General features: G+C 66.5%; 13 protein-coding genes. 7 read left to right on the top strand and 6 right to left on the bottom strand.

Annotated features, from left to right (window positions below; all coding sequences use genetic code 11):
- Nucleotides 1–57: 57 nt before the first annotated feature.
- From hflK to AVO45_RS01205, 4 genes are all read left to right on the top strand, one after another.
- Entirely contained in the window at nucleotides 58–1,197 is a 1,140-nt protein-coding gene (gene hflK, locus AVO45_RS01190; RefSeq protein ID WP_068343573.1) for an FtsH protease activity modulator HflK, read from the top strand.
- Nucleotides 1,197–2,072 (top strand): protease modulator HflC, encoded by an 876-nt coding sequence (gene hflC / locus AVO45_RS01195; protein WP_068343576.1) that lies wholly within the window; start codon nucleotides 1,197–1,199, stop codon nucleotides 2,070–2,072. The genes hflK and hflC overlap by 1 nt, the downstream gene beginning before the upstream one ends.
- Nucleotides 2,072–2,266 carry a DUF2065 domain-containing protein gene (locus tag AVO45_RS01200; protein WP_068344664.1) on the top strand — a complete coding sequence of 65 codons (195 nt, stop codon included), beginning with the start codon at nucleotides 2,072–2,074 and terminating at the stop codon, nucleotides 2,264–2,266. Before hflC ends, AVO45_RS01200 begins: the two co-directional genes overlap by 1 nt.
- Nucleotides 2,267–2,481: 215 nt before the next feature.
- Complete coding sequence (locus AVO45_RS01205) at nucleotides 2,482–3,918, top strand: DegQ family serine endoprotease (protein ID WP_082688616.1); 1,437 nt, start codon at nucleotides 2,482–2,484, stop codon at nucleotides 3,916–3,918.
- A gap of 257 nt (nucleotides 3,919–4,175) precedes the next feature.
- Here AVO45_RS01205 and AVO45_RS01210 read toward each other — a convergent pair whose 3' ends face one another.
- From AVO45_RS01210 to AVO45_RS01230, 5 genes are all read right to left on the bottom strand, one after another.
- Nucleotides 4,176–4,844: a Crp/Fnr family transcriptional regulator gene (locus AVO45_RS01210; RefSeq protein WP_068343581.1), complete on the bottom strand. Its 669-nt coding sequence runs from the start codon at nucleotides 4,842–4,844 to the stop codon at nucleotides 4,176–4,178.
- A gap of 120 nt (nucleotides 4,845–4,964) precedes the next feature.
- Nucleotides 4,965–5,570: an inner membrane-spanning protein YciB gene (locus AVO45_RS01215; protein ID WP_068343584.1), complete on the bottom strand. Its 606-nt coding sequence runs from the start codon at nucleotides 5,568–5,570 to the stop codon at nucleotides 4,965–4,967.
- Nucleotides 5,571–5,585: 15 nt separating this feature from the next.
- On the bottom strand, nucleotides 5,586–6,488 hold the full coding sequence (locus tag AVO45_RS01220) for an EamA family transporter (RefSeq protein WP_068343588.1): 903 nt from the start codon (nucleotides 6,486–6,488) through the stop codon (nucleotides 5,586–5,588).
- 79 nt (nucleotides 6,489–6,567) lie between these two features.
- Complete coding sequence (ftsY, locus tag AVO45_RS01225) at nucleotides 6,568–7,728, bottom strand: signal recognition particle-docking protein FtsY (RefSeq protein ID WP_068343591.1); 1,161 nt, start codon at nucleotides 7,726–7,728, stop codon at nucleotides 6,568–6,570.
- A 58-nt stretch (nucleotides 7,729–7,786) separates the two neighbouring features.
- The gene (locus AVO45_RS01230; RefSeq protein ID WP_068343594.1) at nucleotides 7,787–8,425 is read right to left on the bottom strand and encodes a lysoplasmalogenase; all 639 of its coding nucleotides are present in this window, start codon (nucleotides 8,423–8,425) and stop codon (nucleotides 7,787–7,789) included.
- A gap of 153 nt (nucleotides 8,426–8,578) precedes the next feature.
- On the opposite strand from AVO45_RS01230, the gene AVO45_RS01235 reads away from it, so the two are divergent.
- Nucleotides 8,579–8,974 carry a hypothetical protein gene (locus tag AVO45_RS01235; protein WP_068343597.1) on the top strand — a complete coding sequence of 132 codons (396 nt, stop codon included), beginning with the start codon at nucleotides 8,579–8,581 and terminating at the stop codon, nucleotides 8,972–8,974.
- A gap of 12 nt (nucleotides 8,975–8,986) precedes the next feature.
- On the opposite strand, the gene xseA is transcribed toward AVO45_RS01235, so the two are convergent.
- Nucleotides 8,987–10,480, bottom strand: a complete 1,494-nt coding sequence (gene xseA / locus AVO45_RS01240) for an exodeoxyribonuclease VII large subunit (RefSeq protein WP_068343600.1) — start codon at nucleotides 10,478–10,480, stop codon at nucleotides 8,987–8,989.
- A 77-nt stretch (nucleotides 10,481–10,557) separates the two neighbouring features.
- Between xseA and purD the strand changes: the two genes are divergently transcribed.
- A complete protein-coding gene (gene purD, locus AVO45_RS01245) occupies nucleotides 10,558–11,820 on the top strand; it encodes a phosphoribosylamine--glycine ligase (RefSeq protein WP_068343603.1) in 1,263 nt (420 codons plus the stop codon).
- Nucleotides 11,821–11,981: 161 nt separating this feature from the next.
- A complete protein-coding gene (locus tag AVO45_RS01250) occupies nucleotides 11,982–12,596 on the top strand; it encodes a LuxR C-terminal-related transcriptional regulator (protein ID WP_082688653.1) in 615 nt (204 codons plus the stop codon).
- Nucleotides 12,597–12,606 lie beyond the last annotated feature (10 nt).

The raw sequence follows: 12,606 nt of genomic DNA on the forward strand, positions 1-12,606 counted from the left end.
TACAGGTTAGAACTAACGCCGTGATCACACGGGCTGAATGAAAAGGAAAGAGAACATATGGCGGGCAACAGCGGTGGCCCCTGGGGGGGCGGAGGTTCTTCCGGAGGAGGAAACAAGGGCGGTGGCGGAGGCGGACGGCGTCCGCCCGAGGGTGACGGCCCGCAGATCCCCGAGATCGACGAGCTGGTGAAAAAGGGCCAGGAGCAGCTGCGCGTGCTGATGGGCGGGCGCGGCGGTGGCGGGCGCGGCGGTGATGGCCGCGGCGCCGGCGGCGGTGGCCCCATCTTTACCCGCGGAACCGTGACCTTGGGTCTGCTGGTGGCCGCGGGCCTGTGGGCGGCGGCCAGTTTCTATACCGTCAAACCCGAAGAACAGTCGGTCGAGTTGTTCCTGGGCGAGTTCTCGGCCATCGGGCAGCCGGGTCTGAACTTTGCCCCGTGGCCCTTCGTGACCGCCGAGGTGATCCCGGTCACCCGCGAACAGACCGAGGACATGGGCGGCAATCGCGGCACCCATGACGGCCTGATGCTGACCGGAGACGAGAACGTGGTCGATGTCGATTACCAGGTGGTATGGAACATCTCGGACCCGGCCAAGTTCCTGTTCAACCTGCGCGATCCGCGTCCGACCATCCGGGCGGTTTCGGAATCGGCCATGCGCGAGATCATCGCCCAGTCGGAACTGGCGCCGATCCTGAACCGTGACCGCGGCATCATCGCCGATCGGCTGCAGGAGCTGATCCAGCAGACACTGGACAGCTATGATTCCGGCGTGAACATCATCCGTGTGAACTTTGACAAGGCGGACCCGCCGCAGGAAGTCATCGCGGCCTTCCGCGACGTTCAGGCCGCCGCGCAGGAACGTGACCGTCTGCAGAACGTGGCCGATGCCTATGCCAACCGGGTGCTCGCCGAGGCGCGCGGTGAGGCAGCGCAGATCCTGGAAGAGGCCGAGGCCTACCGGGCGCAGCAGGTCAACGAGGCGCGCGGTGAGGCCAGCCGCTTCAACGCGGTTCTCGAGGAATATCTGAAAGCGCCCGACGTGACGCGCAAGCGTCTGTATCTGGAGCGGATGGAGCAGGTTCTGAGCGAAGTGGACAAGGTCATTCTGGACGAGAGCGGCGACTCCGGTCAGGGCGTCGTGCCTTACCTTCCGCTGAATGAGCTGCGCCGCAACACCACCGAAGGGAGCAACTGATGCGTAAAACGACATTTCTTCTGCCGGTGCTGGTGATCGCCATCGTCGTGGGCCTGTCGTCCATCTTCATCGTGGACGAGCGTGAAAAGGCGCTGGTGCTGCAATTCGGCCGTGTCGTGACCGTGAAGGAAGAGCCGGGTCTGGGCTTCAAGATCCCGCTGATCCAGGAAGTGGTGCGCTATGACGACCGCATCCTGTCCATAGACGTCGAGCCTCTGGAAGTCACGCCGCTGGATGACCGCCGCCTGGTGGTCGATGCCTTCGCCCGCTACCGCATCTCGGATGTGGAGCAGTTCCGTCAGGCCGTCGGCGTCGGCGGCATTCCGGTTGCCGAGGACCGTCTGGACCGGATCCTGCGCGCCGAAACGCGCGAGGTTCTGGGTTCGGTGTCGTCCAAGGACATTCTGAGTTCGGACCGGGCCGCGCTGATGCTGCGCATCCGCAACAGCGCCATCGCCGAGGCCCGTGCGCTGGGCGTCGATGTGATCGACGTGCGCCTGAAGGCGACCGACCTGCCGCAGGCCAACCTGGAAGCCACCTTTGCCCGGATGCAGGCCGAGCGTGAGCGCGAGGCGACGGACGAACGGGCCCGCGGCAACGAAGCCGCGCAGCGTGTGCGCGCGCAGGCCGACCGGACCGTGGTCGAGCTGGTCTCGGAGGCGCGCCGCGAGGCCGAGATCATCCGTGGTGAGGCCGATGCCGAGCGCAACGCCATCTTTGCCGAGGCCTTTGGCCGCGACCCGGAGTTCTTCGAGTTCTACCGGTCGCTGACCGCCTATGAGCGGGCGCTGGACGGCTCGAACAGCTCGCTGGTGATGAGCCCCGACTCGGAGTTCTTCAACTTCCTGAAGTCCTCCGGCGGCAAGGCCGAATGATGGGCCTGATCCTTCTGGCCTTCGGGCTGGTTCTGATCGTCGAGGGGCTGGCCTATGCGCTGGCCCCTTCGCTTGTCGAGCGCATGCTCGAAGCCCTGCGCGCGCTGCCCGAGAGCGCGCGGCGGAATGTCGGCCTGCTGTGCGTGGTGACGGGCCTGATCCTGTTGTGGGGCGCGTATCAGCTGGGGTTCTGACCGCGCGCAGGCCGGGCGGTCGCGGCGCGATAGCAGGCGTCGGCGCTGAATTCCTTGATGTCCCGAGTTGCGGGCTTGGCCAAACTGACTACATTGTTTCTTGAAATTGGCGGCGGGCACTGCGTCCGCCGGGTGGCGGGTTGGCGACAAGGAGATCTCAAGTGCAGGCAAAAGCGCGCAGTATTTCAATCGGGCAGGACGGAATCATCGTGGGAATGAGGCTGGCATGGCTGGCCTTTCTGACCACACTTTTCATGCTGATGCAGGTTCTGGCCGCGAAGGCCTCCCCGGAAAGCCTGGCGCCGCTGGCCGAGCGGATCAGCCCGGCCGTGGTCAACATCACGACCACGACCCTGATCGAAGGCCGCACGGATCTGCCGGGGATCGTGCCCGAGGGATCGCCCTTCGAGGATTTCTTTCGCGAGTTCCAGGACCGCAACGGGGATAACGAAAACCGGCCGCGCCGCAGCAACGCGCTGGGATCGGGCTTCGTCATCTCCGAGGACGGCTATATCGTCACCAACAACCACGTCATCGCCGAGGCCGACGAAATCCTGATAGAGTTCTTTCCAGGAGAGGGGCAGCCATCCAAGGAGTTGCCTGCGAAAGTGGTCGGCCGGGACGAAAAGACCGATATCGCCCTGCTGAAGGTCGAGGCCGAGGGGCCGCTGAAATTCGTCACCTTCGGCGACAGCGACACCGCGCGCGTCGGCGATTGGGTGATCGCCATGGGCAACCCGCTGGGGCAGGGGTTCTCGGTGTCGGCGGGCATCGTGTCGGCGCGCAATCGCGAGCTCAGCGGCACCTATGACGACTACATCCAGACCGACGCGGCGATCAATCGGGGCAACTCGGGCGGGCCGCTGTTCAACATGGATGGCGAGGTGATCGGCGTGAACACCGCGATCCTGTCGCCCAATGGCGGCTCGATCGGCATCGGGTTCTCGATGGCGTCGAACGTCGTGGTCAAGGTCGTGGATCAGCTGCGCGAATTCGGGGAAACCCGTCGTGGCTGGTTGGGCGTGCGCATCCAGGACGTGACCGAGGACATGGCCGAGGCCATGGGGCTGGACAAGCCCGGCGGAGCCCTGATCAGCGATGTCCCGGACGGCCCCGCGAAAGAGGCCGGGCTGCAGGCCGGGGACGTGATCCTGAGCTTTGACGGGGTCGAGGTGGCCGATACCCGTGCGCTGGTGCGTCAGGTCGGCGAGACGGCCGTGGGCAAATCGGTGCGCGTCGTGGTCTTTCGCGACGGGGGGACGCAGACCTTCCTCGTGACACTCGGCCGCCGCGAGGATGCCGAGCGCGCCGAGAATGGCCAGCCCTCTACTTCGCCGGCTCCGGCGGAGAGCGAAAAGGAACTGCTGGGCATGACGGTCGCGCCGTTGACGGACCGGGTACGTTCCGAGCTGGGGCTGGCAGAGGACGCAACCGGTCTGGTCGTTCTGGACCTGGATGAAACCTCGGAAGCCTTCGACAAGGGGCTGCGCGCCGGCGACGTGATCACCGAGGTGGGCCAGCAGAAGGTTATGACGCTGGCCGATCTCGAGGCCCGGATCGAAGAAGCCAGGGAAGCCGGTCGCAAATCTCTGCTGCTGCTGGTCCGGCGGGGCGGCGAGCCGCGTTTCGTGGCGCTGAGCCTGTCCGAGTAAGGCGGGCGCACCAAGATGTGTGAAACGACGGCCGGACCAGTTCCGGCCGTTTTTCCTTTCCGGTGGTTTCAGGCGCAGCCCCGGAAAAGGTAAAGAGCCACATGCCGAGGCATGTGACTCTGTTACGGGGTGAGGTCGGTACGGACAGATATCGGGGATGATCTCCCGGCCCCGCCCCTTTCGGTAACCTTTCGCAGGCTAGTCCCATTTCGAAACCTTGTCTGTGAACTGGGTCACAGACAGCAGCGAGGCCGGGCTCAGATCAGATCGGACGCCGCCAGCCGGCCCAGGGCATCGAAATCCCGGATGACCAGCCCGCCGCGCGACGCCTCGACCACGCCTTCGCGCCTCCAGGCGGACAGGGTCTTGGACACCGCTTCGCGGGTGGCGCCGACGAATTCCGCAAGTTCGCTCTGCGAAAGCCGGATCCGGTCGTTCGGGTCACCCTGCTTCCCCGAGAGAAGCAGAAGTTTCCGTGCCAGCCGGGTGGGCATGGGCAGAAAGACCTGCTCGTTGAGCTGCGACCCCATCCAGCGCATCCTGATGCCCGCCAGCCGGATCATGTCCACGGCCAGTTCCGGGTGCGCCCGGATCTGGGCCATCACATCACGTCTGCGCACCCTCAGGACGCGCGAGGGTTCGGCCGCCGACACGGTTGCCGTGCGCGGGCCACTGTCGAACAGGGCGATTTCGCCAAAGACCTCTCCGGGCCGCATCAAGGCCAGCGACAGCTTGCGTCCGCTGGAGGCGAGGAAGGAGACTTCGAGAGCGCCTTCGAGAAGGGCGTAGAGCGCGTCGCCTTCATCCCCCTGTTGGAACAGGGTTTCGCCGCGGTCGAGCGAGATCTCGGAAGCCTGCGCCGAAAGCATCGCCTTCAGCCGGTCCGAAGCCTCGGACAGGAAACCGGTGTCGGGAAAGGCCGTCATGCGCCTTGGCTTGCTCCTGCAGGAGGTTGAGAGGGTCAGCTATTGTTTCCACAGTCCGCGCCCGTTTCCAAGAGGCAACGGGTTCGGGGCAAACGGTTTTCCCGCATGAAGTGTGGCGGCTCAGTTGCCGTCGGGGTCGTCCATGTAGCCTTGCAGGAGGTTGAACTGCACCATCAGGAAGCCCATGAGGGCCAGGGGGAAGCCGAAGGTTTCGATCTTGACCCAGAGATCGGTCGACAGGGTGCGCCAGACCAGTTCGTTCGCGACGGCCAGCGCGGCAAAGCCGAAGCACAGGCGGCGGGTCAGGATCATCCAGCCCTCGTGGCGCATCGGCAGCATCTCGTCCAGCACGTAGGCCAGGTAGGATTTGCCCTGCAGCAGGCCGATGCCCAGCATGACCGCGAAGAAGCCGTAGACCAGCGTGGTCTTCATCTTGAAGAAGCTTTCGTCGTTGAACCAGGCGGTGAGGCCGCCGAAGAAGACCACCATGAAGGCGGTGAAGATCTGGATCCGGCTGAGCTTGCCGGTCAGGACCCACAGAACGCCCATCGCGGCCAGCATGAGCGGCACGAAGAGGATCGTGGCGACGATGAAGCCCGAATATTCGGTGCCGCCCCAGGTGAACATGTCGTCCCGCAGGTGCAGGTAGATGAAGAAGAAGGCCAAGGGTGGCCCCAGCTCGAGCACCTGTTTCAGGAAGGGGTTGATCTTTTTCGTCTCTGCCATGCCTTGTCCTGCCGACTATCCGCCCATTTCAACTATGACCGCGCCCGACGCAATCAAGGCCATCAGCGCGATTCGCCGCGGCCCCACGGTTTCTTTCAATACCAGCCAGCCGATCAGGGCTGCAAACACCGTGGATGTTTCGCGCAGAACCGCCGCTTCGCCCACCTTGTCCAGGCGGGTGGCCAGCATGATGGCGCCGAAGGAGAGGAAGGCCACGATGCCCCCGGTAAAGCCGCGCAGCATCAGGGGCCCGGGCGCGGGGCGGTGGATCATCGCGCGCCACCGCAGGAAGGCGTAGAAGGGCAGGGCGGCGCCGTCGATCATGAAGAACCACGCGAGGAAGGTGAACGGGTCGGCGGTGGCGCGGATCCCGTAGGCGTCATAGGTGGTGTAGAGCGCCACGAAGAGGCCGGTCGCCACAGCCAGCCCCAGCGCGATGACCAGCGTGTCTCGGTTGGTTTCGAGATGGCGCAGGTTGTAGGCGGCCAGTCCGAAGATGCCCGAGAGCAGCACGGCGACGCCGATCCATTGGGGTGCGGTGAAGACCTCGCCGAACAGAAGGTAGGCGCCGATCACGGTAAAGAGCGGCCCGGTGCCGCGCACCACCGGGTAGACGACGGTGTAGGAGCCCTTGGTGTAGGCCATGGCCTGAAGGCATTTGTAGAGGATGTGGATCACCCATGCGGTCGCAAAGATCGGCCACATATGCGGTTCGGGCCACGGCACCACGAAAAGCGCGAAGGGGGCGGCCATGAGCGCGTAGGAGGCGTCGATCGCGCCGCGCGACAGCCACGGGTCGTGGCGTCCCTTTTGCAGGGCGCCGAAGACCGCGTGCAGGAAGGCCGCCATGAGCGCGAGGCCGAGGGCGAGGGTGTGCCCGGCCTCGGTGCCTTCGAGGGAGATCAGCCAGTCGCTCAAGCTGAGGGTCTTTCGCTGGTGGAGAGGCTGGGGGTTTTCCACCCCCAGACCCCCGAGGATATTTGGGGCCAGATGAAGGTCAGTTGGAGTCGAGGCCGGTCAGGGCGGCGGCGAATTCCTCGGGGTCGAAGGGGGCCAGGTCGTCGATCTGTTCGCCGACGCCGATGGCGTGGATCGGCAGGCCGAACTTGTCGGCCAGCGCCACCAGCACGCCGCCCTTGGCGGTGCCGTCGAGCTTGGTCATCACGAGGCCCGAGACATCGGCCAGCTTGCGGAATGTCTCCACCTGGCTGAGCGCGTTCTGGCCGGTGGTGGCGTCGAGCACCAGGAGCGTGTTGTGCGGGGCGGTTTCGTCGATCTTGCGGATGACGCGGACGATCTTGGCCAATTCCTCCATCAGGTCGGCGCGGTTCTGCAGGCGGCCGGCGGTGTCGATCATCAGCAGGTCGGCGCCGTCTGCCTGCGCCTTGGTCAGGGCGTCGAAGGCCAGCGAGGCGGGGTCGGAGCCTTCGGGTGCGGTCAGGACCGGCACGCCGGCGCGGTCGCCCCAGACCTGCAGCTGTTCGACGGCAGCGGCGCGGAAGGTGTCGCCGGCGGCGATGACCACCTTTTTGCCGGCGGCCTTGAACTGGCTGGCGAGCTTGCCGATGGTCGTGGTCTTGCCCGAGCCGTTGACGCCCACCACCAGCACCACCTGCGGGCGTTTGGGGTAGAGCGGCATCGGTTTGGCGACCGGCTCCATGATGCGGGCGATTTCCTGGGCCAGGAGTTGCTTGATCTCTTCGGTCGACAGTTTCTTGCCGTAGCGCCCCTCGGCCATGTTGGCGGTGACGCGCAGGGCGGTGTCGACGCCCATGTCCGAGGCGATCAGCAGTTCCTCGAGCTGTTCGAGCATGTCGTCGTCCAGCGTGCGGCGAACAACCGTGCGGCCGTCGCCGCGCGCGAACAGGCGGCCCAGCAGGCCGGGGCGCTGCCCGGTTTCCGGCGCCGGTTCCTCGGGCGGCGGCGGAGCGGGCGTGGGATCGGAGGGCATGGGCGAGGGCGTTTCCACCGGCTCGGGCACCGGTGCGGGCTCGGGCAGTTCGGGGACCGGTTGTGGTTCGGGCTCGGGCTGGGGGATCACCGGATCGGGGGTGGGGGCGGTTTCCTCGCCGCCCTCTTCGACGATTGCCTCGAGCCCCTGTTCGAGCCGCGAGGAGGATTTGAACAGCCGGTCCTTGAGCTTTGAGAAAAACGCCATGTGAGGTCTCCGCAGGTATTCCCTTCACCTAATGCGGATTGGCGGCAGTTGCAAAGGGTCAGGCGAAGGCCGCGGCAAAGCCGGCCTGCGCGCCCCAGTAGAGTGGCCAGACGAGGTATGGCGTGACGCGCAGCGCGGGGTGACCTGCGGGCAGCAGGAATTTCTCGGTGGCCAGGATCAGGTCGGAGGCGATGAAGGCAAGAGCGGCCGGAAGGGCCAGGCGCATTGGGCCCGCTTCGGGCAGCGCGAGAACCGCGACACCCATGCCGAGGATGATCGGGATATAGGCCAGCACCGGACCCCTCAGATCACCCGCGCGGGGCCACAGGAGCAGGGCCATGACGACACCCAGCAGGGCAAGCGCGGCGATCGGGGCGGGGTGGGTTGCGATCGCGGATGGATCGCTTGCCTCGTGCGTCAGGAACAGCGCGACATAGGCCAGATGCCCGGCGGCGAAGGCGCCGATCCCGGCCATGAAGGTGGCCTCGGTCTCGCGCGACAGGAGGGCATCGCCGAGGGCGCAGAGCCCGAGGGCCACGGCCAGCAGCGCCGGCCCGCCGTGATATGCGGTCAGCAGGGCAAGCAGCGCGACCGAGCCGGTCTTGAGCAGGGTGCGGTGCGTGCTTGCGGGATGCGTGGTCAGGGGCAGGTAGGCCAGCGCACAGGCGGCTGCGGCCCAGAACAGGAGGTGCGGCATTCGGGTGTTCCTCGGGTGGTTTGCGTCAGGGAGGCAAAGTTTCGGTCTGATTTCAACTGGCCTGGCCTGTGGTTGGGGCGGGGTGACGCGATGTCATCCGCGGGCGGGAGATGACGCGTGGCGGGGAACGGCCCGATCTGACACAATCGGGCCATGCTGACGCGTTGGGTGATTCTTCTGTTGCTGTCGGGGCAGGTGGCCGCGGCCGAAGGGCCGATGACCGCCGAGGAATTCGACGCCTACACGCAGGGGAAAACCCTGTTCTACGGGTTCGACGGGGTGGCCTATGGGGTCGAGCGTTACCTGCCCAACCGGCGCGTGATCTGGTCGTTCCTGGATGGCGATTGCAAAGAGGGTGTCTGGTATGAGCGCGACGGGCAGATCTGTTTCATCTACGAAGACCGGCTGGACCCGCAATGCTGGGTCTTCATCGACTCGCCGACGGGGCTGATCGCCCGGTTCGAGGGAGACCCCGAGGCGACGGAGCTCTACGAGGCCGGGGATATCGACGAAGAGATGATCTGTTACGGGCCGGACGTGGGGGTCTGATCCCGCGAGGCCTCAGAACAGGGAACCCTGGTCCGGGGCGGGTGGCTTGGGCGCCTTTTTCGGAGCGGGCTTGGCCCCGGCGATGGGCCGGGTCGTCAGTTCTCCGTCAGCGAATTCGATCGTCAGAACCTCGTGCTTGCTGGCCTGTGCTTTCGTGGTGACCACGCCGCTGTCGGCACGCACCACGGCGTAGCCGCGTTGGAGGGTGGCCTTGTAGCCGAGGGTTTCTCGCAGCCGGTCGGTGGCGTCGAGCTGCTGCCGCAGCCGGTCCAGCCGCAGGGTCTGGGCGGCGGTCATGCGGTCCGAGAGCCGGTTGATCGCGTCGCGCTGCTGGTCGATCTCGCGCCGGATCGGGCGGACGGACAGGCGCGAGGACAGGTTGTGCAGCCGGTCCTTGCGGGCGGAGATGAGATTCCGAAGGGTCGAGGGGCGCAGGTGCCCCGACAGTTCCACCACTTGCAGGCGGCGGTTCTGGACGCCGCGTTGCAGGGCCGGGGCAAGCCGGTCGGCAATCAGGTCCAGCCGTTGCCGGGGGCTGTCGAGCAGGGTTTCGGGCCGTGGCAGGGCGCGCGAGAGGTCGCGCAGGCGCTGGGCGCGGCGCTGCACGGCGTCCGTGGCCGCGCGGGACAGGCGGGCGCCCTGTTCGCCGGTCCAGGCCAGCAGTTCGAGGCGCACGGGCACGGCCAGTTCGGCGGCGGCGGTGGGCGTGGGCGCGCGGCGGTCCGAGACATAGTCGATCAGCGTGGTGTCGGTTTCGTGCCCCACGGCCGAGATCAGCGGGATCTCGGACGCGGCGGCGGCGCGGGCGACGATTTCCTCGTTGAAACCCCACAGATCCTCGATCGAGCCGCCGCCGCGGGCGACGATGATCAGGTCGGGGCGGGGCAGCGCGCCGCCGGGTGTCAGGCGGTTAAAGCCCTGGATGGCGTTAGCGACCTCGAGCGCGCAGTTGGCGCCCTGCACGGCCACGGGCCAGATCAGCAACTTGCGCGGGAAACGGTCGCGCAGCCGGTGCAGGATGTCGCGGATCACCGCGCCCGAGGGCGAGGTGACGACGCCGATGATCTGCGGCAGGAATGGCAGGGGCTTCTTGCGCCCGGGCGCGAAGAGCCCTTCGGATTCGAGCTGTTTCTTGCGTTTTTCCAGCAGCGCCATCAGCGCGCCCTGACCGGCCACCACGACCTCGTCGACGTTCAGGTTGTATTTCGACTGCGCGCCAAAGGCGGTGAGGCGGCCGGTGACGACGACCTCGAGCCCTTCTTCGGGGATCACCGACAGGCCCGCGATCTGGCCCTTCCACGTGGTGCAGGCCAGCACGTTGCGGTCATCCTTGACGTCGTAATAGAGATGCCCCGAGCGGGCCTTGAACACGCGCCCGACCTCGCCGCGCACGCGGATTCGGCCGAAGGTGCCTTCGAGCGTGCGTTTCACCTCGCCCGAGATCTCCGAGACGGTGTATTCGGGGGTATTCTGGCCGGGAATCGGATCGTCAAGCAGGTCGGACATTTCATCGCCTTGTTTCGTCGGTCCGCGCAGCTTAGAACGCCGCGCAAGCGAGGCCAAGCAGATCGGAGACAGCCCCCATGAACATCCTCATTCTCGGCAGCGGTGGACGCGAGCACAGCCTGGCCTGGGCGGTGATGCAGAACCCCAAATGCGACCGCCTGATCGTGGCGCCGGGCAATGCCGGGATCGCGCAGATCGCCGACTGCGCGGCGCTGGATATCGAGAATGGCGGCGCGGTGGTCAGTTTCGCCGAGGAAAACGCCATCGACTTCGTGATCATCGGCCCCGAGGCACCGCTGGCCGCCGGCGTGGCCGACCGGCTGCGCGAGGCGGGCATCCTGGTGTTCGGCCCCTCGGCCGAGGCAGCGCGGCTGGAGGCCTCGAAAAGCTTTACCAAGGAAATCTGCGATGCGGCCGGGGCGCCCACCGCCGCCTATGCCCGGTTCACCGAGGCCGAGCCGGCCAAGGCCTATATCCGCCAGCAGGGCGCGCCGATCGTGGTCAAGGCCGATGGTTTGGCCGCGGGCAAGGGGGTGATCGTGGCGATGGACGAGGCGACCGCGCTGGAGGCCGTGGACGACATGTTCGGCGGCGCCTTTGGCGGGGCCGGGGCCGAGGTGGTGATCGAGGAGTTCATGGAGGGCGAGGAGGCCTCGCTGTTCGTGCTGTGCGATGGCGAGAACATCCTGTCGGTCGGCACCGCGCAGGACCACAAGCGCGTGGGCGAGGGCGATACCGGCCTGAACACCGGCGGCATGGGGGCCTATTCTCCGGCCCCGGTTCTGAGTCCCGAGGTCGAGGAGCGTGCGATGGAACAGATCGTGCGCCCGACGATGGCCGAGATGGCCCGGCGCGGCACGCCGTTTCAGGGGGTGCTCTATGCCGGGCTGATGATCAGGGACGGCCAGCCGCGGCTGGTGGAATACAACGTGCGCTTTGGCGACCCGGAGTGTCAGGTGCTGATGATGCGGCTGGGGGCGCAGGCGCTGGACCTGATGCATGCGGCGGCCGAGGGGCGGCTGGGCGAGGCGCGGGTGAACTGGGCCGACGATCACGCCATGACGGTGGTAATGGCCGCCAAGGGCTATCCCGGGGCCTATGAGAAGGGGTCCGAGATCAAGGGGCTGGACAAGCTGCCCGAGGACAGCCGGAACATGGTGTTCCACGCCGGCACGAAGGAAGAGGGCGGCGCCATTCTGGCCGTTGGCGGGCGGGTGCTGAACGTGACCGCGCGGGGCGACAGCCTGCAGGAAGCGCGGGACCGGGCCTATGAGATGGTCGAGGCCATCGACTGGCCCGAGGGGTTCTATCGCCGGGATATCGGCTGGCGGGCGCTCTGAGGGAGTGGGCCTCCCGCGCCCCGGCGCCGCATCGCGGATGCGACGCCAAGGGCCTTGGGCCGGGCAGCCCGCCCGTGGCGGGCTGCGGTCGGAAAAGCCCTCATGCGGCGGTTTTCATTTGCCATTCTGACGGACTATGATCGCCGCACAGGAGAAAGATGATGCCCGGACCGATAGACAAATCCGAACTGGATGCTGCCTATGCCGCGCGCGATCTGCGGGGGCTGGCCTTTGACTGGGTGCCGGTCGGGATCGTGGTGACCGAGTCGCGGGTGATCCGCGAGGTGAACCGGCGGTTCTGCCAGATGTTCGGTTATGACCGCGAAGAGCTGCTGGACCAGCTGTTTGCCTTTCTCTACCCCAGCCCCGAGGAGTTCTCGAACATCCTCCACCGCGGCGACAAGGAACTCAGCGAGGGCAACCTCTATTGGGACGAGCGGGTCATGCGGCGCAAGGATGGCGAGCTGTTCTGGTGCCGGGTGCGGGGGCAGACCTTTACGCCCGAAGACCCCTTGGCCCGCGCGGTCTGGAGCTTTGCCGACCTGTCGGCCATCCGGCCCTATCAGCCGCTCACCCGGCGCGAGCGCGAGATTTTCTCGCTGCTCAGCGAGGGGCGGACCAGCAAGGAGATCGCGCGCGAGCTGGATCTGAGCTATCGCACGGTCGAAGTGCACCGGGCGCGGCTGCTGAAGAAATTCGGCGTGAACAACACCGCCGCCCTGTTCCAGTCGCTGGGCGGGATCGAGGGCGACCACGTGGTCCGCTCGGCGCCGTAAGGCGGCTTTC

The organism is Ruegeria marisrubri (genome assembly GCF_001507595.1).
GTDB lineage: Bacteria > Pseudomonadota > Alphaproteobacteria > Rhodobacterales > Rhodobacteraceae > Ruegeria > Ruegeria marisrubri.